At 64.7% G+C, this 24,459-nt stretch carries 22 protein-coding genes; 9 read left to right on the top strand and 13 right to left on the bottom strand.

Annotated elements, in window-relative coordinates:
- Positions 1-39: 39 nt before the first annotated feature.
- The 5 genes from AC5O5I_RS22440 to AC5O5I_RS22420 form a co-directional block, all read right to left on the bottom strand.
- The gene (locus AC5O5I_RS22440) at positions 40-1,155 is read right to left on the bottom strand and encodes a succinylglutamate desuccinylase/aspartoacylase family protein (RefSeq protein ID WP_494511594.1); all 1,116 of its coding nucleotides are present in this window, start codon (positions 1,153-1,155) and stop codon (positions 40-42) included.
- A gap of 122 nt (positions 1,156-1,277) precedes the next feature.
- The gene (locus tag AC5O5I_RS22435) at positions 1,278-2,936 is read right to left on the bottom strand and encodes an ATP-dependent DNA ligase (RefSeq protein ID WP_494511593.1); all 1,659 of its coding nucleotides are present in this window, start codon (positions 2,934-2,936) and stop codon (positions 1,278-1,280) included.
- Positions 2,933-3,949 carry a ligase-associated DNA damage response exonuclease gene (locus AC5O5I_RS22430; RefSeq protein WP_494511592.1) on the bottom strand — a complete coding sequence of 339 codons (1,017 nt, stop codon included), beginning with the start codon at positions 3,947-3,949 and terminating at the stop codon, positions 2,933-2,935. Before AC5O5I_RS22430 ends, AC5O5I_RS22435 begins: the two co-directional genes overlap by 4 nt.
- Positions 3,950-4,056: 107 nt before the next feature.
- The gene (locus tag AC5O5I_RS22425; protein ID WP_494511591.1) at positions 4,057-6,498 is read right to left on the bottom strand and encodes a penicillin acylase family protein; all 2,442 of its coding nucleotides are present in this window, start codon (positions 6,496-6,498) and stop codon (positions 4,057-4,059) included.
- A gap of 85 nt (positions 6,499-6,583) precedes the next feature.
- Entirely contained in the window at positions 6,584-7,942 is a 1,359-nt protein-coding gene (locus AC5O5I_RS22420) for an aminotransferase-like domain-containing protein (protein ID WP_494511590.1), read from the bottom strand.
- A gap of 151 nt (positions 7,943-8,093) precedes the next feature.
- Between AC5O5I_RS22420 and AC5O5I_RS22415 the strand changes: the two genes are divergently transcribed.
- The gene (locus AC5O5I_RS22415) at positions 8,094-9,290 is read left to right on the top strand and encodes an MFS transporter (protein WP_494511589.1); all 1,197 of its coding nucleotides are present in this window, start codon (positions 8,094-8,096) and stop codon (positions 9,288-9,290) included.
- Between the two features lie 44 nt (positions 9,291-9,334).
- Here AC5O5I_RS22415 and AC5O5I_RS22410 read toward each other — a convergent pair whose 3' ends face one another.
- The 4 genes from AC5O5I_RS22410 to AC5O5I_RS22395 are packed head-to-tail and all read right to left on the bottom strand — an operon-like array spanning position 9,335 to position 11,007.
- A complete protein-coding gene (locus AC5O5I_RS22410; RefSeq protein ID WP_172229210.1) occupies positions 9,335-9,538 on the bottom strand; it encodes an SEC-C metal-binding domain-containing protein in 204 nt (67 codons plus the stop codon).
- A 7-nt stretch (positions 9,539-9,545) separates the two neighbouring features.
- A complete protein-coding gene (locus AC5O5I_RS22405) occupies positions 9,546-10,031 on the bottom strand; it encodes an LEA/WHy family protein (protein ID WP_172229212.1) in 486 nt (161 codons plus the stop codon).
- Positions 10,032-10,033: 2 nt separating this feature from the next.
- A complete protein-coding gene (locus AC5O5I_RS22400) occupies positions 10,034-10,510 on the bottom strand; it encodes a YchJ family protein (RefSeq protein ID WP_172229214.1) in 477 nt (158 codons plus the stop codon).
- A 2-nt stretch (positions 10,511-10,512) separates the two neighbouring features.
- Complete coding sequence (locus tag AC5O5I_RS22395; protein ID WP_172229216.1) at positions 10,513-11,007, bottom strand: DUF6231 family protein; 495 nt, start codon at positions 11,005-11,007, stop codon at positions 10,513-10,515.
- Positions 11,008-11,166: 159 nt separating this feature from the next.
- On the opposite strand from AC5O5I_RS22395, the gene AC5O5I_RS22390 reads away from it, so the two are divergent.
- Both AC5O5I_RS22390 and AC5O5I_RS22385 read left to right on the top strand, forming a co-directional pair.
- Positions 11,167-11,859, top strand: a complete 693-nt coding sequence (locus AC5O5I_RS22390) for a PA1041 family peptidoglycan-binding anchor lipoprotein (RefSeq protein ID WP_172229218.1) — start codon at positions 11,167-11,169, stop codon at positions 11,857-11,859.
- A 124-nt stretch (positions 11,860-11,983) separates the two neighbouring features.
- Positions 11,984-12,259, top strand: a complete 276-nt coding sequence (locus AC5O5I_RS22385; protein WP_172229220.1) for a DUF1145 domain-containing protein — start codon at positions 11,984-11,986, stop codon at positions 12,257-12,259.
- A 58-nt stretch (positions 12,260-12,317) separates the two neighbouring features.
- Here AC5O5I_RS22385 and AC5O5I_RS22380 read toward each other — a convergent pair whose 3' ends face one another.
- Positions 12,318-12,782: a CopD family protein gene (locus tag AC5O5I_RS22380; RefSeq protein WP_172229221.1), complete on the bottom strand. Its 465-nt coding sequence runs from the start codon at positions 12,780-12,782 to the stop codon at positions 12,318-12,320.
- Positions 12,783-12,880: 98 nt separating this feature from the next.
- On the opposite strand from AC5O5I_RS22380, the gene dinG reads away from it, so the two are divergent.
- From dinG to pdxH, 5 genes are all read left to right on the top strand, one after another.
- Positions 12,881-15,025, top strand: coding sequence for an ATP-dependent DNA helicase DinG (gene dinG / locus AC5O5I_RS22375; protein WP_172229223.1), 2,145 nt, complete (start codon positions 12,881-12,883; stop codon positions 15,023-15,025).
- 79 nt (positions 15,026-15,104) lie between these two features.
- Positions 15,105-17,339: a beta-galactosidase gene (locus tag AC5O5I_RS22370; protein ID WP_494511588.1), complete on the top strand. Its 2,235-nt coding sequence runs from the start codon at positions 15,105-15,107 to the stop codon at positions 17,337-17,339.
- Between the two features lie 147 nt (positions 17,340-17,486).
- On the top strand, positions 17,487-18,632 hold the full coding sequence (locus tag AC5O5I_RS22365) for a serine hydrolase domain-containing protein (protein WP_172228540.1): 1,146 nt from the start codon (positions 17,487-17,489) through the stop codon (positions 18,630-18,632).
- Between the two features lie 99 nt (positions 18,633-18,731).
- A complete protein-coding gene (locus tag AC5O5I_RS22360) occupies positions 18,732-19,709 on the top strand; it encodes an OmpA family protein (protein ID WP_172287965.1) in 978 nt (325 codons plus the stop codon).
- An 18-nt stretch (positions 19,710-19,727) separates the two neighbouring features.
- On the top strand, positions 19,728-20,375 hold the full coding sequence (gene pdxH, locus AC5O5I_RS22355; protein ID WP_172228544.1) for a pyridoxamine 5'-phosphate oxidase: 648 nt from the start codon (positions 19,728-19,730) through the stop codon (positions 20,373-20,375).
- 41 nt (positions 20,376-20,416) lie between these two features.
- Here pdxH and AC5O5I_RS22350 read toward each other — a convergent pair whose 3' ends face one another.
- Complete coding sequence (locus tag AC5O5I_RS22350; RefSeq protein ID WP_172228546.1) at positions 20,417-20,650, bottom strand: hypothetical protein; 234 nt, start codon at positions 20,648-20,650, stop codon at positions 20,417-20,419.
- 147 nt (positions 20,651-20,797) lie between these two features.
- Between AC5O5I_RS22350 and AC5O5I_RS22345 the strand changes: the two genes are divergently transcribed.
- Positions 20,798-21,262, top strand: coding sequence for an outer membrane lipoprotein (locus tag AC5O5I_RS22345; protein ID WP_172228548.1), 465 nt, complete (start codon positions 20,798-20,800; stop codon positions 21,260-21,262).
- 70 nt (positions 21,263-21,332) lie between these two features.
- Here the strand turns inward: AC5O5I_RS22345 and nhaA are convergent, their stop codons facing one another.
- A complete protein-coding gene (gene nhaA / locus AC5O5I_RS22340) occupies positions 21,333-22,508 on the bottom strand; it encodes a Na+/H+ antiporter NhaA (protein ID WP_172287971.1) in 1,176 nt (391 codons plus the stop codon).
- 311 nt (positions 22,509-22,819) lie between these two features.
- Complete coding sequence (locus AC5O5I_RS22335; protein WP_172228552.1) at positions 22,820-24,427, bottom strand: NAD(P)/FAD-dependent oxidoreductase; 1,608 nt, start codon at positions 24,425-24,427, stop codon at positions 22,820-22,822.
- Positions 24,428-24,459: the final 32 nt, after the last annotated feature.

Raw genomic sequence — 24,459 nt, 5'->3', positions numbered from 1 at the left:
TTCTACAGACCGCCCGCCAGGTGCAATGGTTTTACCGGATCAGTTGGCCAGCAGGTAGCCGCTGCGGCATACCTGTTGGCCAGCCACATGGGCGACGACCATGCCCGCAGTGGCCATGCGCCTTACGCTGCGTGCATACAACAGGCCCGGTTGACTGTTGCGTATGGCGGTCACCCGGTCGCTGAGCGGGTCGATCACCTCGGCGATCAACTGCCCGGCCTCAAGGTGCTGCCCGGGTTTGGCGTGATACACCAGCAAGCCGCCCAGCGGCGTTGCCACAGGTTCAACCGCAGCCAGCGGCGTGGCGGGGTTGAGCAAGGCGGGCAGGGCAGCGCTGGCACCCTCGATGACCCCGGCATGCGTCAGGAAATCCAGGATCGCCTGGCTGTCCTTGCTGGCCAGCGCGTGGCTGACGTCCGCCTGGCCACGCAGCTCGACGGTGACCGAGCAGCAACCCTGCGGGATCGGATAGCGCTTGCCGAAACGTTGTTGCAACTGCCACCAGACCAGGCTGAAGCACTCATCGAACGACTGCCCGCCCGAGTCGGTCGCCAGCAGGCTGGCCCGGGCGCCCAGGTAGCGGGCCAGTGGCTCGATCTGCGGCCAGGCTTCGGGCGTGGTGTACAGGTGCTCCACGGCCTCGAAGTCACAGTGCAGGTCCAGCACCAGGTCGGCATCGCAGGCCAGCCGCTGCAGGATCAGGCGCTGCGCCTGCAGCGGCGTGCGCGCGGGATGTGCATCAAGCCCCCGGCGCAGGTATTCACGGATCAGTGCGGTGTTGTGTACCGGGTCCAGGGTCAGGTGTTCTTCGACCTGGTCGCCGATGCTGTCCGACAGGTCGACGAAGTTGCGGTTGAAGTTCTCCCCACTCTGCAATTCGAAACGCCCCAGTGGCGCATCCAGCAGCACCTGCTCCAGGCCGACAGGGTTGGCCACCGGCACCAGAATGATCTCGCGCCGCAGGCGGCCTTGCTGTTCCAGCTCTACCAAGCGCCGCTTGAGGTGCCAGGCCACCAACATGCCGGGCAGCTCGTCGGCATGCAGCGAGGCCTGGATATAGACCTTGCCGCCCCCGCGGGGGCCGAAGTGGAAACTGTGCAATTGGCGGGTAATGCCCGGAACGGGTGAGAGCAGGTCGTGGGTCGAATGGTGCATGGTAGTCCTGGCTACGTGGCGAAAACGGTCTGCGACACGGGTCGGCACAAAGATAGAAGCATAAATTCTGCTGCTGCGCCTCTTCCGGTATCTGCTTGAAGCCTGCAGGTCGCACATTTGTCTCAGGCCAGCAGCGCCTGCAAGGTCGCCAGGTCATCGGCCTCATCCACCGGTTTGTCCAGCCGCCAGCGCAACATGCGTGGGAAGCGCACGGCGATGCCGCTCTTGTGGCGCCTGGACAGGGCTATGCCTTCGAAACCCAGTTCGAACACCAGTGTTGGCGTTACGCTGCGTACCGGGCCGAAGGTTTCCACGGTGGTCTTGCGGATGATGGCGTCGACCTTGCGCATCTCTTCATCGGTAAGCCCGGAGTAGGCCTTGGCAAAAGGCACCAGCGCTCGCCCCGGGGTGCCAGCCGGAGCGTCCCACACGGCAAACGTGTAGTCGCTGTAAAGGCTTGCCCGCCGGCCATGGCCGCGCTGGGCATAGATCAGCACGGCATCGACGCTGAACGGGTCGATTTTCCATTTCCACCAGGTGCCCATATCCTTGGTGCGCCCCACGCCATACAGGGCCTCGCGTTGCTTGAGCATGAAGCCCTCGACACCCAGGCTGCGGGACCGCTCGCGCTGGCGGGCGAGGTCGGCCCAGTCCGGGCCTTCGAGCAGGGGTGATAGCAGCACCGGGGCCAACGGATAGTGCTCCAGCAACAGCTCCAGCTGACGGCGGCGTTGGTACTGTGGCCGGCTGCGCCAGTCTTCGCCTTGCCACTCCAGCAGGTCGTAGGCCTGCAGCACTACAGGCGCATCCCCCAGCAGCTTCTTGCCCAGCGTCTTGCGCCCGATACGTTGTTGCAACAGGGCAAACGGCTGTACAGCCAGGTCAGCAGCGGTAGCGCCCGGCTTCCATACCAGAATCTCGCCGTCGAGCACCACGCCATCAGGCAACGTCTGCGCCAGGCTGTGCAATTCGGGGAAGCGGTCGGTGACCAGCTCTTCGCCGCGCGACCACACCCAGAGCTGGCCCTCGCGCTTGACCACCTGGGCGCGAATGCCGTCCCACTTCCACTCGATCTGCCAGTCGCCTGGCGGGCCGAGCAGTGCATCGAACTGCTCGGTTGGCGCTTGCAGCGGGTGGGCGAGGAAAAACGGGTACGGCTGGCCGCCACGCTGGCGATGTTCATCGGCAGACTCCGGGGCGACCAGTTGCTGGTAGCTGGCCGCAGTGGGGCGGTGGCTGATGTCGGTATACCCGACCAGGCGCTGGGCCACCCGTTTGGCATCCAGGCCCGCCAGTTGCGCCAGGGCGCGGGTGACCAGCAGCTTCGATACACCGACGCGCAAGCTGCCGGTGATCAGCTTCAGGCACAGCATCAGGCTGGGGCGGTCCAGCTGCGCCCACAAAGGCGGCAGGCGTTGCTGTATCTGTTCCGGGGGCAGCCCGCGCAACGGCAGCAAATGGGCTTCAACCCAGTACGCAAGGCCATCGGCGCTCTGCTGAGGGCTCTGCGGCAATAGCAGCGAGATGGTTTCGGCCAGGTCGCCAACGGACTGGTAGCTCTCTTCGAACAGCCAGTCAGGCAACCCTGCCAGGGCGGTGGCCAGCTCCCGCAACACACGGGTTGGCACCAATTGGCGGGGGCGGCCGCCCGCCAGGAAGTACACCGCCCAGGCCGCATCGTCGGCGGGGGCGCTTGCAAAGTAGTCGCGCAGGGCTTCGAGCTTGGCATTGCTCGAGGTGGTCGCATCCAGCCGCAGATACAGCTCGGCGAAGGCCTTCATGCGTCTGGCTCCGCGCTGGTCGCGTCGTCTTCCTCGCCGTACTCGGTGACGAAAGCACGGGCGTCCAGGCCTTGTTCGTTGAGGTAGCGAACCAGCACGTTGACCGAGCCGTGGGTGACCATCACCCGTTCTGCACCGGTCTGGGCGATGGCCCAGAGCAACCCTGGCCAGTCGGCATGGTCCGAGAGCACGAAGCCGCGGTCGACGCCGCGCCGCCGGCGCGTGCCACGCAGCAGCATCCAGCCGCTGGCGAACGCGTCGCTGTAGTCGCCAAAACGGCGCATCCAGCTGCTGCCGCCGGCCGATGGCGGCGCCAGCACCAGGGCCTGGCGCAGCGTTGGGTCGTTGCGCGGGATGTCACCGGCGTAGCGGGTTTCCGGCAGGTGCACGCCGGCCTCCCGGTACACCCGGTTCAGCGGCTCGACGGCGCCATGCCCGAGGATCGGGCCGATGCTGGCGTCCAGCCCGTGCAGAATTCGCTGGGCCTTGCCGAAGGCGTAGCAGAACAGCACGCTGGCCTTGCCCAGTTCGCAGTTGGCCCGCCACCAGGCATTGATGCCGGCAAATATTTCACCCTGGCTGGGCCAGCGGTAGATCGGCAGGCCGAAGGTCGATTCGGTGATGAAGGTGTGGCAGGGCACCGGTTCGAAGGGGGTGCAGGTGCCATCGGGCTCCACCTTGTAGTCGCCGGAGGCCACCCAGACTTCGCCCTGATACTCCAGGCGCACCTGCGCCGAACCCAGCACATGGCCGGCAGGGTGCAGGCTCAGGGTTACCCCGTGGTGCAGCAAACGCTCGCCGTAGGGCAGGGTCTGCAGGTCGATGTCCTGGCCCAGGCGGCTGCGCAGGATGCCGGCGCCCGGTGCGGCAGTCAGGTAATGGGCGTTGCCGGTACGGGCGTGGTCGCCGTGGCCGTGGGTGATGACGGCACGCTCGACCGGCCGCCAGGGGTCGATGTAGAAATCACCGGGCGGGCAGTACAGGCCTTCGGGGCGGGCAATGACGAGGTCCATGGCACGGGCACTGGTTTGGCGTTACCAGTTAGGAGCCATGGCAGACATGGGAAGTTCGACCGGAAATGACCGGGGCCGTAAAGCGGCCCCGATACGGGCGATCACGCTTATTTTCCAGGCACCAACGTCAGCCGCTGGTTGCCATACGCCCGCCCGAAGTTCTGCGGTTGCAGCGGCAGGCTCATGAAGCGCCCTTTGAGCCAGGCATCCAGCCCGTCGCTGTAATGCGCGCTGGCCGGGTTGCCGGATTGCCCGGTGCTGGTCAGCACCTGCAAGGGTTCGGCCTGACCGAAGTCGACGATCATCCGCGCCGAGGCCGGCAGGCGGGTATCGAAATCGTTGCCCCAGGCGTAAGGCGTCAAGGCGAGGGTCGTGAAATCGCCACCTGCGGCCATGGGCGAGCGGCCGAGCGGGTCGCCCAAGCCATGGTAGGCCGGTGCCGGCCAGCGGTACTGGTGCAGCTTGCCCCACTGCCAGGCGCGGCGGTCAGCGCCCAGTTGCGCGGTGCCGGCATCCACTGCCGCTGCCAGGCTGCGGGCGAGGATGGCCGGCTTGTCTTCCTTCTGTGGGGTGTTGCGGTCATCCCAGAACGGGCTGTCGTCGCGGCCCAGCAGGTGATCGGCCTGGGCCGAGAATGACAACCGCGCATTGCTGACGAAGGCTTGCCAGGCCGGGCCGGACTCCGGGCCCAGCTCGTCAAGGAACGTCTGCCGAGCCATTTCCTGAAGGAACAGCTCGTACAGCGCGGCATCTGCCGACACCGGGCTCAGGCGGCCATCGAACGCCTTGAGCCGGGCCAGGGTGTCGCGGGCCTTGTCGCGCTGTGCGGCGGGCAGGGCATCGATCGCCTGTTTCAGCGGCTGTGCCATCCCCGGGGCGTCGAACATCTGCTTGAGCTTGTCGGCCATCAGGGTGACCTGGTCATTCTGCAGGGCCATCAGGCTGCGGCTATCGTGGCGGCCATTGCCGGCCAGCTGGCCCAGGCGCTCGGCGCGCTCGGGGTAGTACCAGCTGCTGGACAGCTGCATGCCATAGCCGCGTGGCAGGCTGCGCTGGTTGGCGTGGCCGAGCCAGCCGGCAGGCGGGTCCTGGTCGTAGGGGTGCAGCATCGGGTCGGCATAGCCGTCCCAGTCGTAGCGCCCGTCCCAGCCTGGCGAGGGCAGCAGGCCTTGGCCTTCGCGGCGGTTGGGGTAGCGGCCGCTGACTTGCCAGCCGATGTGCTCAGGCTCGGCGAAAACGAAATTGAGGGCGACGGCGGTGACTTCGCGGGTACTGTCGAAGGCACGTTCCACGTTCTTGGCGCGGGTCAGGTCGAACAGCGCATACAGGCTGCGGTCGCCCTTGAACTGCGGCAGGTTCAGTGCCAGCCCCAGGCTGGCGTTGTCGGGCTGGGCCAGCAGGGTGCCATGGCGGGTGTCGTACATCACTTCGCGCAGCGGTCGCTGGCCGCGCACCAGGAAGGTTTCGCTGCGGGCCCGGGCCGGCAGCCACTTGCCGTCGGCCAGGTAGCTCAGTTGGGTGCCCTGGCGGCGCAGCTGCTCCAGGTACAGGTCCTGGTTGTCGGCCATGACTGCACTGCTGCTCCAGGCCAGCTTGCCGTTATAGCCGGCCAGCACGATCGGCAGGCCAGGCAGCGACAGGCCGGCAACCTGGTACTTGCCGGTGTGGATCTGTACCGGGCTGAGGGCCCAGGCGGCACGGCTATCGCTGGCCAGCAGGCTCTTGCCGCTGCGGCTGCGCTGCGGGGCCAGGGCCAGGTTGGCCGAGCCCGGGCTGCCGAGCAGGTCGAGCTCGGCGAGCTTCCGGCTGGCAGCCGCCAGGGCCGGCAGCCCCGGCAACTGGCTGGCCAGGTTCAGGCCCTTGAGCTTGTCCACCTCGCTTTCGGCCAACGGTTCGTCCGGGGCCCCCGGCAGCAGCCAGGCCAGCTTGTCGCTGCCGGTTTTCTGCGCCAGGGTCAGGGCGCTTAGCTCTTCCTGCAGGTTCACCGACTGGCTGAAGGCATACAGGCTGAAGATCAGCGCCGAGTCTTCTGGCTTCCAGTATTCGGGGCGGTAGCCACTGCTGGCCAGGCTGGCGGGCAGTTTGTCGCGGTAGCGGAACAGGTAGGCGTTGACCCCGCGCGCATACACTTCGAAGAAGCGTTTTAGCCGTGGCGATGCGTCGGCGTATTGCTGGGCGGCGCTCTGCTTGAGGTTGGCCGCGCGCATCAGGCGGTCGATGTCCAGTGCTTCGCTGCCGGCCAGCTCGGCCAGGCGGCCTTGGGCAAGCAGGCGCATGGCGACCATCTGTTCGATGCGATCGCCGGCGTGCACATAGCCCAGGCTGAACAGTGCGTCATGGAAGCTGCTGCTTTCGATCAGCGGTGCACCCATGGCGTTGCGGCGTACCGAAACGTTCTGTGCCAGGCCTTTGAGCGGTTGCATGCCGCTGGTCGGTGGCACGCTGTCCTGGTAGCCGCCCGTCTGGCAGCCGGCCAGCCCGAGCGTGCCGAGCAGCGTGGCGGCGGTTGCGAACCGCAGGCGGAAGGGAGGAAAGGCGGGGGCGGCCATGACAAGGGCTCCTGCAAGGCGTGGCAAGGTTTTAAAGGCGCTAAGGTAGTAAGCGCGCAGTCGCCGTGCAAGGTCACTCGGCGCTTTATTTACCGATGCCTGGCGGAACCTTGAAATGCTCGGCCACGGCGTCGGAAAAGTGTGTGCAGTTGATGCGCGCAAAGCGTTTGTAGTCACGCCCGACCGCAAACGCCGAGCCTGGCATCAGCAGCACTTTATGCTGTTCCAGCTTGTGCATGAAAGGTTGCAGGTCTGCCAGATCGGGGTGATGGACCCACAGGAACATGCCGCCTTGCGGGGTTATGTCGAACTGCCAGCCACGCGCCAGCAACAAACGCTGGGTTTGCGCCTGCTGGCGGATCAGGCGCTGCTGCACGTCATTCATGTGCCGGGCATAGGTACCATCGGCCAGGATGGTGTTGACGAAGCGCTCGCAAAACGCCGGGACGGCCACGCAGGTCAGCAGCTTCAAGCGTGTCAGCGGCTCGATCAGGGCCGCCGGGCAGGCGATGTAGCCCACCCGCAATGATGCCGACAGGCACTTGGAGAAGCTGCCGATGTAGATGACCCGTTCCAGGTTGTCCAGTTCCGCCAGGGTCTGGCGAACGCCGGGGCTGAAGTCGCCGTACACATCATCTTCAACCACGTGGAAGTCGTGCTCCACCGCCAGGCGCAACACGCTGAAGGCATTGTGCGGGGTGATATTGCCGCCGGTCGGGTTGTGGAAGGTGCTGTTGCAGAAGAACGCCTTGACCTTGTGCGTGGCCAGGTGCTTTTTCATCTCATCCACGTCCGGACCATCCTGGTTGCGCCGCACCCCGACCACCTGGCCACCGGCCAGCTGGACCAGCTTGATCAGGTTGCCATTGCCAGGCTCGTCGACGAACACATGGTCGCCTGGCGTGATCAGCAGCCGTGCGACCAGGTCCAGTGCCTGCGTGGCGCCCAGCGTGGTCAGCAGCTGGTGCGGCCGCGCGTCGATACGGGTCAGGCGTGCGAGGTGCACGCACAGCTGGTTGCGCATGGGCAGGTAGCCCTGGATGTCGCCGTATTCAGCCAGCGAGCTCTGCTCCAGGCGCGCCGTGCGCCGGATCGCCTTGGCCAGCAGTTCGGTGTCTCGCCAGGCGGGTGGCAGCCAGCCGCTGCCCAGCTTGGTGTAGTGCTGGCCACCCTGCAGCAGCTTGAACAGCGGGTCGCCAGCCATGCCGCTGGGGGCATCCACCGGCCCGTGCTGCCGTGGGTGGCTGGCCACGAAGTAGCCACGGCCAGGCACGGCCGTCAGCAACCCTTCGCCGACCAACCGGGCGTAGCCAGACACAACATCGTGATAGCTGCAGCCGATCGCTGCGGTCAGCTTGCGAATGGACGGCATACGCTGCCCGGGCAGCCATTCGCCGGCGTCGAGGCGTTGTTTCAACTGCTCATGAAGGCTGGGCGTAGGCATGGCGAGTCCGCGACTGTTAGAAAAACCAGCCTAACAGTTAAGCCAAAACCTCGTCGACTGTTCGAGCTAGCCCGCGCGGCTGATGCGACCATGCGCCAGTAGGCACTTTTTCGCGATGCCAAAACCCTTCGAACCACCGTGAGCACACGCCATGACCAGCACCCTACCGCGGCGCACCTACCTGTATTTCACCGCGCAGTCGATCAACCTGACCACGGCCGTCATGTCCGTCACCATGGCCGCGATCGTCGGGGCAGCGCTGGCGCCCGCTGCCACCTGGTCCACGGTGCCTTACGGCTTCCAGTTCCTGTGCCTGATGCTGGCGACGTACCCGGTGTCCCGGCTGATGGGCCGCATTGGCCGAAAAAAGGCATTCATGCTGGGTTCGATACCGCTGGCGCTGTCGGGCGTCAGCGGGTACCTGGCAGTGCAATACCAGCACTTTCCGACCTTGGTCCTCAGCCATTCGGCGCTGGGTGTCTATATCGCGTTTGCCAACTTCAACCGTTTCGCGGCGACCGACAACCTGCCCCAGAGCCTGAAACCCAGGGCGCTTTCGCTGGTGGTGGCCGGCGGGGTGATCGCTGCCGTGGTCGGGCCGGCGCTGACCGAGTGGCTGCGCGAGGTAGGCGGGTATCCGCTGTTTTCGCTGTGTTACGCCGCCTTTGTCGGCTTGGCGGTAATGGCCTTGCTGATCGCGGCCTGCCTGCCTGGCGATACTGCGACGGCGAGCCAGCAGCGCACGGTAAACACGACGGACGCGGCCGCGCAGAGGCTTAGCCCGGTCGTAGCCGTGGCCATGGCGGTTGCCGCGCTGGGGTATGGAATCATGAATTTGTTGATGATCCAGGCCTCGATGCACATGAAACACATGCATGAAGACTTTTCCGATGTGCGCCTGGCCATCCAGTGGCACGTGATTGCCATGTTTGCCCCGTCGTTCTTCACCGGCGCCATCATCCAGCGCCTTGGCATCAGGACTACTATCTGCGCTGGCCTGGGGCTGTTGATCGCCTGTACGGCCATGAACATGTGGTCGCACAGCTACGCGATGATGACGTTGTCGTTGATAGCCCTTGGCCTGGGCTGGAACCTGACCTATGTGGGCGGCGGGGCCTTGCTGGCGCAAGCGCTGCAGAACAGCCCGGCAGCCATGCAGATGCAGGGCAAGAACGACCTGGCGATTGCGGTACTCGCGACGGTTGGCGCGTTCAGCCCGTCGCTGCTGCTGGGTACCGCCGGCTGGAGCGGCACCAATGCCATTTGCATGGCCCTGTGCATCGTGCTGCTGGTGGCAACCGCCGGGTTGCTGCAGCGCAAGGTACCAGGGCCTGCCGCGGCCAACTAGCTGGCCAGGCCTCGCCTGTTGACGCTAGGCGCGTGGCGATCGGCTCAGGCGCCGTGGCACTTCTTGAATTTCTTCTCGCTGCCGCACGGGCACGGGTCGTTCCGGCCAACGTCCTTCAGGGCGTTGCGTACCGGCTCCTGGTGGCCGTGGTTGCAGTGCGGGCCGTGTACATGGCCATGATCCTGGTGGTGATCATGGTCGTGATCGTGGTTGCAGTCAGGGCCATGGACGTGAGGTTGCTGGGACATTGCAGGGTTACTCCGGGTTGAGATCGCCGGGGATTATCTCACCACTGCGCGACAAGTGCAGGTCCCGATGCACGATCAACCCGGTCGCCAGCTCGCCCTGCAGGGTGTAATGCAGCGGTTGCCCGCTTTTGAGCAGCTTGGCCAGGGGTTTGAGCTGCCGCCACAGGTTGGTCCGCGCGGTGATCTTGAAGGTGCGCCGGGCGTGCCCGCCCACGCTGCGCCAGATGCTGGCTTCATCCTCCACCAGCAGCAGGTCGTTGAGGCGTATCGCGTAGGCCAGGTTGCGGATGAACAGGCGGCTGTCGTTGGGGTTGTCGACCCTCAGGTGCAACACGAACTCCTGCTCCAGCAACCTCGCCTTGACCGTTTCCACCTCGACCAGGTGCACCTCGGGCTCGCGCCAGTCGTCGCCCCCCCAGCTGACACACCCCGCCAGCAGCGCCAGCCAGGCGATCAGCGTAGCCAGCAGCAGCGACCGGGCGCGGGCGATCATGCTCAGCTACCCACGTAACTGGCGCAGCATTTCTTGAACTTCTGCCCGCTGGCGCAGGGGCAAGGGTCGTTGCGCCCCGCCTTCAGGCCGACTGTTGGGTCAATGAAGTACCAGCGCCCATCATGCTGGACGAACGCCGAGCGTTCGCGGTGCTGATGGTCGCCGTCCTGATCGTGCCAGCGTGCGCTGAAGGTGACAAAGCCATGCTCCGGCTGGCCGCCCAGCACTTCCGCCTTTTCCACCTCCAGGCCCAGCCAGGTGCTCTGGGCGCTCCAGGCAGCCATGGCGGCACGATCAAGACCGGCTTGCTGGGCCGGCAGGGTGGTGGCCACCAGGTAGTCCATCAGGCCCAGCACATAAGCACTGTAGCGTGAGCGCATCAATGCCTGGGCATCCGGTGCCGGGGTGCCGGCATGGTAGTGCCCGCAGCAGGCATCGAGCAGGTTGCCACTGCCACAAGGGCAGACCGAGACACTCATCATCACCACCAGTACTTGCCGAAGTTTTCAGGGTTGGCCCAGAACCTGGCGTTCAGCCAGTCGGGGACCTGTTTGTAATCATGTAGATCATAGGTGAACAGGCTCAGCACCTGCTGGTCACGGCGAAATTTCTCGCTGGCCGACAGCGCCAGGGCGAAGAAGTCGGTGTCCTGCCAGCCGCAGGCACCCAGGTCGGCCAGCACCGCGACACGGCTGGCATTGAGGTTGCGGATGCCGCCGAGCAGTTCCAGGCCGGCGCGCTTGGGCAGGTGCTCCAGGCAGTCGACCAGCACCGCCAGGTCGAAACGCTGGGCTGCCAGTTCGGCTGGCAGCGGGCCCGGTGCAGCGCTGGCGATGGTCACCTGTGGGTGCGCCTGGGCAAAGGCGTCCAGGGCTGGAAAGCGCGTGCCGACCAGCAGCAGGCGTTGCGGGGTGAAACGCTCTAGCAGGGCTGCCAGGGCCTGCTGCGGGGTGCGTTGGGAAAAACCGTCGGTCATTGCCAATCCTCGTTCAAGTTGTCCAAGACTAGCGGTCCGGCGCGCGCGGGCAAAGCGGCATGTGACCGTGTCGTGGCTTATTGGTGGCAGGGTTGGAGTGCGCGGTCTTTACTCCCAGAGATCGGCCTTATGCCGATTCCCCCTAGGAGAAGCAATGAAATGAGCATAGTACGCACAGCGTTACCCCTGGTACTGCTGACCAGTGTGTTGACTGGTTGTGCAGGTTTGCAAAAAACCGACTGGCCTAAATGTGCCGCCGTCGGGGGTGTAGGCGGCGCCGCCCTGGGTGCCATCGAGAGTTCCAGCTGGGCTGGCTGGGGCGCGTTGCTGGGCGGTGGCCTGGCGGCGGGCTACTGCTGGGCTCACGGTGATGGCGACGAGGATGGCGATGGCGTTCCGGACAGCCGCGACAAGTGCCCCGGCACCCCGCGCGGCGTGCAGGTCGATGCCAATGGCTGCCCACCAGAGCCGGCCCCGGTGGTTGAGGAAGTGGTGGTGCAGAAAGAAGAAGTCATCGTCATCCGCGATGTGCACTTCGAGTTCGACTCTGCGCGGCTGACCGCCCGTGACAAGGAGCGCCTCAATACCATTGCCACGCGCCTGAAACAGGAAGCGCCTTCTGCCCGCCTGAGTGTCAGCGGCCATACCGACAGCGTCGGCTCCGACAGCTACAACCAGAAACTGTCCGAGCGCCGTGCCCACTCGGTGACCGACTACCTGGTCGAGAGCGGTGTACCGCGCAGCAGCTTCGTTTCGGTGGTAGGTGCCGGTGAAACCCAGCCAGTGGCGGACAATGCCACGGCCGAAGGGCGCTCCATGAACCGTCGTACCGAGATCAAGATCCAGCGCTGAAGGTTTGCGCTCTGCAGTCTGTGTGATACCGAGCGCCGCCCAGGCGGCGCTCGGTATCCCGGGCGATGGAAGGGTAAAGGGGGCAGCCCCCCAGCCTGGCTTTCAAAACGGTAGGGAGAACGCCATGAAGTTCATCCTGGGACTGGGCAAGGTCCTGACGGTCGCTTTCTGGGGAGTGCTGCTGTTCAACCAGCTGGTGCCGCAACCGTTGCCCTTCAATCTGCTGATCAATGCCACGGGCATCGTGTTGCTGGGGCTGCACCTGCTGGAAGTGCTGTTTTTCAATGGCAGCCTGCGAGGGCGCAGCCACCGCTGGTTCGACCGGCTGCAGATAGTGTTGACGGGGATTTTTCATGTGATGTCCATTCCCCGGGTGCGGAAGGTGCGGCGGGATGGTTGAGGGGAAGCGGCGGCGCTCGATCTCACAGGCGCTGAATGTGCTGCGGCTGGCCCAACTGTCACACCATCCCCCGCGAGCTGGCCACCGCCACCACGGCAATCCCCAGCAGCAGGTTAACCCCCACCATCCGCCGAATCCGTCCCAGCACCGCTGCACCCGCCGCCCAGTCCTCGGCCTGGACAGCCGCCTTCAGTTCCGGCAGCAGCAACGCCTGCACGCGCAAGAACAGGGCAAACATGGCAATTCCCCCGCCAATCATCACCTGTACATACTTCGGCGCAGTCTCGAAACCGCTGAAACGCATGTGCAACATGCCGATACCACTTATCGCCAAGATCGCCACCGCCAGCCAGACCCAGCCGAAGAAGCGTCGGAAAACTTCCACCCACAGACGCAGCCGCGCAGGGCCCTCAAGGGCTGCAACCGTTGCCGGGCGCAGCACCAGCCAGGCGAAGAACATGCCGCCGACCCACACCAGGGCGGCCAGAACATGCAGTGTGTAGGGCAGGGCAAAGGCAAGCATCAGGATCTCCATGCGGCACAAAGGGCAATAGCGGGGTATGATAGCCGCCCCATGCGAAACACTGAAAATATATCCAGCCCTCCGGGCGCCTGCAGACCATGATCAGCACCGAACTCAAAGCCACCATCCAGGGCGCCTACTCGCGTTTTCTCGAAGCCAAGAGCCTCAAGCCGCGCTATGGCCAGCGCCTGATGATCGCCGAAGTGGCCAAAGTGCTCGGCGACATTGCCTGCGACGATGAAGGCCGCCGTGCCGGCGAGCCCGCCGTGGTGGCAGTGGAGGCGGGCACCGGTACCGGCAAGACGGTGGCCTACAGCCTGGCCGCCATTCCGGCCGCCAAGGCTGCCGGCAAGCGCCTGGTCATCGCCACTGCCACCGTCGCCCTGCAGGAGCAGATCGTCTTCAAGGACCTGCCCGACCTGATGCGCAACAGCGGGCTCAATTTCAGCTTCGCCCTGGCCAAGGGCCGTGGCCGTTACCTGTGCCTGTCCAAACTCGACATCCTGCTGCAGGAGGGCCACGCCCAGTCGGCCACCGCGCAGCTGTTCGAGGAAGAAGGCTTCCACATCGAAGTCGACGAGCGCAGCCAGAAGCTGTTCAACAGCATGATCGAGAAACTCGCCGGCAACCGCTGGGACGGTGACCGTGACAGCTGGCCCGAGGCCCTGGAAGACCAGGACTGGGCACGCCTGACCACCGACCACAGCCAGTGCACCGGCCGCCACTGCCCGAACTTCCAGCAGTGCGTGTTCTACAAGGCCCGCGAGGGCATGGGCAAGGTCGACGTTATTGTCACCAACCACGACATGGTCCTGGCCGACCTGGCGCTGGGCGGCGGGGCGGTACTGCCTGACCCGCGCGACACCATGTACGTGTTCGACGAAGGCCATCACCTGCCAGACAAGGCGATCGGCCATTTCGCTCATTATTCGCGCTTGCGTTCCACTGCCGACTGGCTGGAGCAGACCGCCAAGAACCTCACCAAGCTGCTGGCCCAGCACCCGCTGCCCGGCGACCTGGGCAAGTACATCGAGCAGGTGCCCGAACTGGCGCGTGAAGTGCGCACCCAGCAGCAGTTCATGTTCACCCTGTGCGAGCAGGTTGCCGACTTCCGCCCCACCGAGGACACCGAGGGCCGCGAGCGCCCGCGCTACCGCTTCGAGGGTGGCGTGGTGCCGGAGCAGATCCGCGAAGTGGGCATCGAGTTGAAAAAGGGCTTTGCCCGCCTCAACGACCTGTTCACCCGCCTGGCCGACCTGCTCAAGGAAGGCATGGATGGCGAGGTAAGCATTGGTATCGCCAGCCATCAGGCCGAGGAGTGGTACCCGCTGTTCGGTAGCCTGGTCACCCGTGCCCAGGGCAACTGGGAGCTGTGGACGGCCTTTACCGCCGAAGACCCGGAGGACAGCCCGCCCATGGCCCGCTGGCTGACCCTGGCCGAAAGCGGTGCGCTGTTCGACATCGAGGTCAACGCCAGCCCTATCCTCGCCGCCGAAATGCTCCGCCGCAGCTTGTGGAGCGTTGCCCACGGTGCGCTGGTGACGTCGGCGACATTGACCGCGCTGGGCAAGTTCGACAGGTTCCGCATGCGTTCGGGCCTGCCCCGCGATGCGGTCACCTGCGTGGTGCCCAGCCCGTTCGTGCATGGCGATGCCGGTGTGCTGCGGGTCCCCGACCTGCAGGCCGACCCCCGCGACGCGGCGGCACATACTGCGGCGATCATCCGCGAGCTGCCAAATATCGTCGAAGGTGCCCGCGGCGCGCTGGTGCTGTTCTCTTCGCGCAAGCAGATGCAGGAAGTGTTCGACGGCCTGGACCGTGACTGGCGCAAGCTGGTGCTTATCCAGGGCAACCTGTCCAAGCAGGAAACCCTGAACAAGCACAAGGCGCGGGTAGACGATGGCCAGCACAGCGTACTGTTCGGCCTGGCCAGCTTTGCCGAGGGTGTCGACCTTCCTGGTGCGTACTGCGAGCATGTGGTGATCGCCAAGATTCCGTTTGCCGTGCCCGATGACCCCGTGGAAGCCGCGCTGGCGGAGTGGATCGAGGCCCGTGGTGGCAACCCGTTCATGGAAATCGCCGTGCCCGACGCCTCGCTGCGCCTGATCCAGGCTTGCGGCCGCCTGCTGCGTACCGAGCAGGATCGCGGCGTCATCACCTTGCTTGACCGGCGCCTGGTCACCCAACGCTACGGCAAGGCTATTCTCAATGCGCTGCCGCCGTTCCGGCGGGAGATTTCCTGACCGTCGGAGCACTTGCTCCGGCGCGTTGTCCACTACTCAGCCCTGGGCCATGATGGCCCTGAAGGAGAGCCACAGCCTTATGGTCCGTCGCACCCTGCCCGCCGTTTTTGCCCTGTTGTTCAGCTCGCCGTTGCTGGCCGGGCAGCAGACGCTGTTCAGCTTCGTGCGCCCGGCCTCGGTGGTCAACGTGGTCACCGAGGATGCCGGCATGCCGCAGTACAACGCGGAACAGACGGCCGAAGGCGAGGTATTGCGCCGTGTGGTGTTCAACCCGGCCGAGCGGCCGACCCTGCGCCTGAGCCCCCAAGCCGGCGTGTGGGACTGGTCCGCCGGGCAGTTTCTCACCTTGCGCCTGCAAAGTGCCATGGACTGGGCGCTGACCGTGGATGTCACGGTGCAAGGCAGCGATGGTCGTACATTGACCAGCCGCATCGACTTGCCGGCGGGCCCTGCCCAGACCGTGATAGTGCCGCTGACAGCCAGCTCGCCGTTGAGCCAGGGCATGCGTGCCGGCCCGCCGATGCCATGGAACCATGGCGGCCAGCGCCTGCTGCTGACCAGCAGCGTCGGTGCGCTCGACCTCAAGCAGGTGGCTTCGGTCAGCCTCAGTATCCCCAACCCCAAGGCAGCGCAAAACCTGCTGATCGAACGGGTTGGCATTCAGGATGACGACCAGGCCTACCAGGCGGCTTACCATGAGCTGATCGATGCCTACGGCCAGTCCACCCGCGCCCAATGGCCGGAAAAGATCGCCAATGACGAACAGCTGAAGGCGACCGGTGCGCGTGAGCAGCAACAACTCAAAGGCTGGCTGGCAGAGCGTGGCAAGCAGCAGCTGGACGCTTACGGCGGGCTGCTGGCCGGGCCGGCATTCGAGCCCAAGGGCTTCTTCCGCACCGAAAAGCGTGATGGCCGCTGGTACCTGTTAACGCCGGACGGCCACCCGTTCTATTCCCTGGGGGTCAACGCAGTAGCTGCCGATGGCGGTCGCACCTATATCGCCGGGCGTGAGGGCATGTTCAAAGGGTTGCCTGCCGAGGGCGACGAACTGGCCGCGTTCTATGGCGAAGGCAACAACGACGATGGCAATGCCTCTTCGCAAGGGCGCAACTTCAAAAAGGGGCGCTGGTTCGATTTCTATGCCGCCAATGTCCAGCGCACCTATGGCAAACCCTGCCCGCCCGCAGCAGAAGGGCAGCCGGCCAACTGCCCGCCGCTGGTGCTGGATGCTGCCCGCTGGCAGGGGCACGCACTCGACCGCCTGCAGGCCTGGGGTTTCAATACGGTCGGCAACTGGAGTGAACCCGGCCTTGCCCAGGCCAGGCGCATGCCGTACACCCTGCCGTTGGCGATCGTGGGTGATTACGCCAGCATCAGTACCGGCATGGACTGGTGGGGCCGCATGCCCGACCCGTTCGACCCGCGCTTTGCCATGGCCACCGAACGCGCCGTGGCCATTGCTGCCCGCGATCACCGGGACGACCCCTGGCTGGTGGGCTACTTCGCCGACAACGAGTTGGCCTGGGCCGCCCCCGGCAGTGACCCCAAGGCCCGATACGGTCTGGCCTACGGCACCTTGCGCTTGACTACCGATGTGCCGGCCAAGCGCGCGTTCCTCAAGCAGTTGCGCGACAAATACCGCAACCAGGAAGGCCTGTCCAAGGCCTGGGGCATCGAGCTGGCTGCCTGGGAGCTGATGGAAGACCCAGGCTTCGAGGCGCCGCTGCCCAGCGCAGAGCACCCGGAAATCGAACGTGACTATCAGCACTTCCAGCAAGTGTTCGCCGAAACCTACTTCCGCACCATTGCCGATTCGCTGCGCTGGCACGCCCCCAATCACCTGCTGCTCGGTGGCCGCTACGCCGTCAGCACGCCGGAGGCGGTCAACGCCTGCGCCGAGTTCTGTGATGTGCTCAGCTTCAACTTCTATACCCTCAAGCCGCAGGACGGCTACGACTTCGCCCGCCTGGCCGAGCTGGACAAACCGGTGCTGGTATCGGAGTTCCAGTTTGGTTCGCGTGATCGCGGGCCGTTCTGGCCGGGGCCGCTGGAAGTGGCGCGGGAAGAAGACCGTGGCCCGGCCTATGGCAATTTCCTCAAAGCGGCCATGGCGCAGCCGATGATCGTCGGCGCGCACTGGTTCCAGTACCTCGACCAGCCGGCCAGTGGCCGCTTGCTCGATGGTGAGAACGGGCACCTCGGGCTGGTGGCGATCACCGATGTGCCGTACCCGGGGTTCGTCGATGCCGTGCGCAAGAGCAACCTGCAGGCTTTGGCCGAGCTCCGCGCCCAACTGGAAAAGCCAGCCCCGTAGCACGGGCTGCTGCGGTCTGTGCATGAGCGGCCTGGTGTTGCGATGAATACCGTTCATCGCGACCACCCAGCCCAAGCCAGTTTGCAAAACGCCAAACTACTGAAACAATGCACACCCTTTTGGATATGGTCGTACGGAGAACAGCGGGTGCAGATCCAGGGTCACTATGAGCTGAAGTTCGAAGCCGTGCGCGAAGCGTTCGCCGCGCTGTTCGATGATCCCCAGGAGCGTGGCGCCGCGCTGTGCATTCAGGTGGGGGGCGAGACGGTCGTCGACCTGTGGGCTGGCAGTGCCGACAAGGATGGCCAGCAGGCCTGGCACAGCGATACCATCGCCAACCTGTTCTCCTGTACCAAGACCTTCACCGCCGTTACCGCCTTGCAGTTGGTGGGCGAGGGCAAGCTGGGTCTCGATGCCCCGGTTGCCAATTACTGGCCCGAGTTCGCCCAGGGTGGTAAACAGTCGATTACCCTGCGCCACCTGCTCAGTCACCGTGCCGGCTTGCCGGCCATCCGTGAACTGTTGCCGGCCGAAGCGCTGTATGACTGGCAGACCATGGTCGATGCCCTGGCTGCGGAAACTCCATGGTGGACGCCCGGTAGCGAACATGGCTATGCCGCCATCACCTATGGCTGGTTGATCGGCGAGCTGATTCGCCGTGCCGACGGCCGCGGCCCCGGCGACTCGATCGTGGCCCGCACCGCGCGCCCGTTGGGGCTGGACTTCCATGTAGGCCTGGCGGATGAGGAGTTCCACCGCGTGGCGCATATCGCCCGCGGCAAAGGCAACCCTGGCGATGCTGCAGCACAGCGCCTGTTGCAGGTGACCATGCGTGAACCCGAGGCACTTTCGACCCGTGCGTTCACCAACCCGCCGGCGATCCTCACCAGTACCAACAAGCCGGAATGGCGACGCATGCAGCAGCCGGCGGCCAACGGCCATGGCAATGCACGTAGCCTGGCGGGCTTTTATGCCGGTCTGCTGGACGGCAGCCTGCTCGAATCCGAACTGCTCGACGAATTGACCCGCGAGCACAGCCTCGGCCAGGACCGCACCTTGCTCACCCAGACCCGTTTCGGCCTGGGCTGCATGCTCGACCAGCCGGATGTGGCCAATGCCACCTTCGGCCTCGGCGCCCGCGCCTTCGGCCACCCCGGCGCCGGTGGGTCGGTCGGGTTCGCCGACCCGGAGCACGATGTGGCCTTCGGTTTCGTGGTCAATACCCTCGGCCCTTATGTGCTCATGGACCCACGAGCCCAGAAACTGGTACGTGTCCTTGCCAGTTGCCTTTGATCGGGTAACGCGGGTATTGCCCCACCCCTTTGACTATCCTCATTGCCAACGCCTGAAGTGTGTGGGCAAATTTTCTTTCTATTTCATGGTGTATCGCTGATGTCTTCACATAAAACCTTAGCACTCGCCCTGTGCCTGACCGCCGTCACCGGCTGTGCCAGCCACTCCCCGGACGGCTCCAAGACCAGTGGCTCGAGCTGGTGGCCCTTTGGTTCGGACAAGGTTGCCGAGCAGGAAGTGAAGCAAGCCGTCAGCGAAAACGTCGCCAAGGCCGACGCCAAGTCCGAGAGTGCCAGCCGCTGGTGGTGGCCGTTTGGGGGTGACGACAAGCAGGCCAAGGGGCCAGTCGTGCCGAAGATCGACCAGAAGGCCACCCAGGCCTGGCTGGACGAGTACGAGCCCAAGCTGCGTGAAGCGATCAAGGACAGCAAGCTGGAGCTGGAGCGCCGCGACAACGTGCTGGCCGTCACCATCCCGGTGGACAGCGCGTACAACCCTGACCGCCCGAACATGCTGCTGCCCATGACCCTCGGCCCCATCACCCGCGTGGCCAAAACGGTTGAGGGCGACCCCAAGACCGCCGTGCTGGTGCTGGGCCATGCCGACACCAGTGGTGCTGCCGCTGCCAACCAGAAGCTCAGCCTGGAGCGCGCCGCTTCGGTGTCGGCCATCTTCCGCCTCAGTGGCTTGCAACGTGACCGCCTGACGCTCAAGGGCATGGGTTCGGTCATGCCGCGCGCCGCCAACGACAGCGCCGAGGGCCGTGCCCTGAACCGCCGCGTGGAAATGCTGCTGACGCCGCAGAACACCATGGTCGCATTGCTGGCCAAATATCAGCAGGCTACCCCGGCACCGACCCCGGCCTCGATGGTGGCGGTGCAGGATGCCAAGGCACCTGCAGCCAAGGTCGCTGACAGCAAGCCTGCAGCCAAACCTGCGGCGAAAAAACCGGCAGCCAAGGCCAAGGCCCCGGTAAAAGCCACCGCCAAGAAGAAAGCCGCGCCGGCCAAACCGGTCGCCAAGAAAGCTACCGCGGACAAGAAAGTAGCTTCCAACAGCCCTGCGAAGACCAATTGATCGTCAAGGAACGCAGCAATGACCCAATCCCTGGCCGATATGCGCCGCGACTACACCCGTGATGGCCTGGCTGAAGCCCAGGCGCCGGGCGAGCCATTCGCCTTGTTCCACCAGTGGTTTGCCGATGCGGTGAAAACCGAGCAGGCGCCGGTGGAAGCCAACGCCATGACCATTGCCACGGTCGATGGTGACGGTCGCCCGCACTGCCGCGTGTTGCTGCTGAAGGGGCTCGATGAGCGGGGTTTCACCTTCTTTACCAACTACGACAGTGCCAAGGGCCAGCAGCTACAGGCCAACCCTTTCGCTGCCATGACCTTCTTCTGGCCGGCGCTGGAGCGCCAGGTACGTATTGAAGGGCGGGTGGAAAAGGTCACGGCCAAGGAGTCGGACGACTACTACCAGGTGCGCCCGCTCGGCAGCCGCCTGGGGGCCTGGGCTTCGCCGCAAAGCCGGGTGATTGCCGGTCGTGAGGAGCTTGAGGGCCTGGTCAAGGCCACCGAGGCGCGCTTCTCTGACACCCAGCCGCATTGCCCTGAACACTGGGGTGGCTACCGTTTGCTGCCGGAGCGCATCGAGTTCTGGCAGGGGCGTTCAAGCCGCCTGCATGACCGGTTGAACTATCGGCTGGTCGACGGGCAATGGCTGCGGGAGCGGCTGGCACCCTGATATCCTGGGGGCTGCCTTGCTGCCCCCGCAAACCCACCAGGCTAGCGCGAATAACCCTTCGCCTCCCGCTGCAACCATCCCGCCAACTGCTTGCGCCCCACCTTCTGCGTCCGCGCCTGCTGCAATCGTTGCAGCATATAGGCGCGTTTGCCCGGGTCTGCCCCCGCCAGCGACAATGCCAGGTCGCGGTCCATCCAGCGGCGAATGCGCAGGTACAACCAGCCGTGGAAATACAGCCCTGCAGCGGTTGTGACCACGATGATGAAGTAATCCATGGCTATTCTTGGTCTCACTTGAATGGCGCTTGGCACAGCCGCAGCGGCTGTACCCCGGCTGAATGAAAACAATTTTATTGCGTTTGTACCGTGACAGCGGTCAACGTGCAGCGTCTAATAAGCACCTGACTTATGGAGATTTTACCCATGCGTACATCCGCTTTGCTGGTGGCAACCTTCACCACCATGTCGCTGCTGCTGGGGGGCTGTGCCTCGAGCCTGACCGGCGATAGCTACTCTCGTGACGAGGCCCGCCGCGTGCAAACCGTGCGTATGGGCACCATCGAATCCCTGCGCCCGGTCAAGATCGAGGGCACCAAGACCCCGATCGGCGGTGGTGCGGGTGCCATCGTCGGTGGTGTTGCCGGCAGCGCCGTGGGCGGTGGCCGTGGCAGCATCGTTGCCGCTGTGATCGGCGCCGTGGCCGGTGGCCTGGCAGGTTCCGCCGCCGAAGAAGGGCTGACTCGCACCCAGGGTGTCGAGATCACCGTGCGTGAAGACGACGGCAGCATGCGTGCCTACGTGCAGGCTGTGCAAGAGAACGAGATTTTCCGCGTTGGCGACCGCGTGCGCATCATGACCGTCGACGGTACCAGCCGCGTCTCGCACTGACCGTACCGCAACTACAGAAAACCCCGACATGGCTGCTCGCCAGTCGGGGTTTTTTCATGCTGCGGGTGTATCAGTGGATGGCGGGTTTGCGGCTGGCCATGGCAGTGATGGTATAGCCAAGCACTGCGGCGAGGAACGAACCGGTGAGAATGCCCATGCGGTCCATGCCTGCGAACTCGCTACTGCCGGGCTCGAAGGCGAGTGAGCCCACGAACAGGCTCATGGTAAAACCAATCCCGCACAGGATTGCGACGCCAAACATTTGCCCCCAGCGGGCACCTGCCGGCAAAGCGGCGATGCCGAGTTTGACCGCTAGCCAGGTCAGGCCGAAAACACCTACGGTCTTGCCCAGCAGCAGGCCAATCGCGATACCCATCGGCACTGGGTGGGTGAAGCTGTCGATGGTCATGCCAGCCAGTGAAACCCCGGCATTGGCAAACGCGAACAGCGGCAGAATCGCGTAGGCCACCCAAGGGTGCAGCGCATGCTCGAGGGCCAGCAGGGGCGAAGCTTCTGCATTGCGGGTACGCAGCGGGATGCAAAAGGCCAGGGTGACTCCGGCCAGTGTGGCATGCACGCCACTCTTGAGCACGCACACCCACAGGATCAGGCCAACGACCATGTACGGCCCTAATTTGAACACCCCAAGCCGGTTCATCGCGACCAGCGTGACCAGGCAGCCGGCCGCGAGCATCAGCGACAAGCTTGACAGGGTGCCTGAGTAGAACAGGGCGATGACAATAATCGCACCCAGGTCGTCGATGATCGCCAGGGTCATCAGGAACAGCTTCAGTGACGCCGGAACGCGCCTGCCCAACAAGGCCAGAACGCCCAGGGCAAAGGCAATGTCGGTAGCAGTGGGGATCGCCCAGCCCGTCACGGCAGCCGGGTTGTCGCGGTTGATGAACCAGTAGAGCAATGCGGGTACTACCATGCCGCCGACGGCGGCGGTAGCAGGCAGAATTACCTGCGACGGCTTTGACAGCTGGCCGTCGACCACCTCGCGCTTGACCTCCAGGCCGATAAGCAGGAAGAACAGGGCCATCAGACCGTCGTTGATCCACAGCAGCAACGGCTTGGCGATGTTCAGCGCGCCAACCTGGACGGCGACGGGGATGTCCAGCAGGCCGCTGTACAGGTAGGAAAGCGGCGAGTTGTTCATGACCAGGGCCAGAATGGCGGCGACGATCAGCAGCACGCCGCTGGCGGCTTCTAGCTGGAAGAAACGGGTAAACAGGCTACGCACGGGCTATGGGCTCTCCATGAGCAGTTTACGAATGGAATGGGCGTACACCCTGGTCTGTGGCGATATGCTTTGAAATAAAAACTATATTCGTTTTTGTTATATGGGGTTACTGCCAAGCCTGGTGCAAGCCTAGATGCATATTGAGGGGAAGGGTGGAGGGGAAGTCAGACTGGTGTGGCGGAATTCTCTGAGGTTTGTACGGCCCCTTCGCGGGTGAACCCGCTCCCACAAGTACCCCACATGATTCAGCCATGTGGAAAATCCTGTGGGAGCGGGTTCACCCGCGAAGGGGCCCGTACAGGCATTCGAAATTACAGGGCGAGCATATCCCGCGCCACCGCCTCTGCAATGCGAATCCCGTCGACACCTGCCGACAGGATACCGCCCGCATACCCGGCCCCTTCTCCTGCCGGGAACAGCCCCCTGAGGTTCAGGCTCTGGAAATCCTCCCCACGGGTAATCCGCAGCGGCGAGGAAGTACGCGTCTCGATCCCGGTCAACACTGCGTCATGCAGGTTGTAGCCCTTGATCTGCCGGTCGAAGGCTGGCAGCGCCTCACGGATAGCCTCGATGGCGAAGTCCGGCAGGCTTGGCGCCAGGTCACCCAGGGTCACACCCGGTTTGTAGGACGGCTCGACACTGCCCAGCGCTGTCGAAGCGCGGCCGGCGACGAAGTCACCCACCAGCTGCGCTGGCGCCTGGTAGTTGCTGCCACCCATCACGTAGGCGTGTGCCTCCAGGCGCTCCTGCAGTTCGATGCCGGCCAGTGGGCCGCCCGGGTAGTCGCGTTCGGGGTCGATGCCGACAACGATACCCGAGTTGGCATTGCGTTCGTTACGCGAGTACTGGCTCATGCCGTTGGTGACCACCCGGCCCGGCTCGCTGGTGGCAGCGACCACGGTGCCGCCCGGGCACATGCAGAAGCTATACACCGACCGGCCGTTCTTGGCGTGGTAGACCAGCTTGTAGTCGGCGGCACCCAGTTTCGGGTGACCGGCATATTTACCCAGGCGCGCCTTGTCGATCAGCGTTTGCGGGTGCTCGATACGGAAGCCCACCGAGAACGGCTTGGCCTCCATGAACACGCCCTTGGCGTGCAACATGCGGAAGGTGTCGCGGGCACTGTGGCCGAGGGCCAGTACCACATGGCGCGAATGCAGCTGCTCGCCGCTCTCCAGGACCACGCCGGTCACCTGGCCGTCGTCGATCAGCAGGTCGCTGACCTTCTCCTGAAAGCGCACCTCGGCGCCCATGGCGATCATGTCCTGGCGCATCTGCTCGACCATGCCGGTGAGGCGGAAGGTACCGATGTGCGGCTTGTTGATGTACAGGATCTCGTCCGGGGCACCGGCCTTGACGAACTCTTCGAGCACTTTGCGGCCGTGGTGTTGCGGGTCCTTGATCTGGCTATACAGCTTGCCGTCGGAGAAGGTCCCGGCGCCACCTTCACCGAACTGCACATTGGACTCGGGATTGAGCACGCTTTTGCGCCACAGGCCCCAGGTGTCCTTGGTGCGCTGGCGCACTTCCTTGCCGCGTTCGAGGATGATCGGCTTGAAGCCCATTTGCGCCAGCAGCAAGCCGGCGAAGATACCGCAGGGGCCGAAGCCGACCACGATCGGACGTTGTTCAAGGTTGGCCGGGGCCTGGCCGACGTACTTGTAGGTGACGTCGGGTGCCACGCCGATATTGCGATCATCGGCGAACTTGAGCAGCAGCTCGGCTTCGTTGCTGGCTTCCAGGTCGATGGTGTAGATGAACAGCAGTTCGCTGTTCTTCTTGCGCGCATCGTAGCTGCGCTTGAACAGGTTGAAGCTGATCAGTTGCTCGTCGCGGATGCCCAGGCGCTGGATGATGGCATCACGCAGGGCTTCGTCGGGATGGTCCAGGGGCAGCTTCAGTTCGGTGATTCGTAGCATGGCAGGGTCCAGTATCCCGGCCATGGGCGGCC

Source organism: Pseudomonas sp. 9_2_1, from assembly GCF_059295275.1.
The sequence above is the reverse complement of the archived record's forward strand: the minus strand, read 5'-3'. Positions and strand labels throughout refer to the sequence as shown.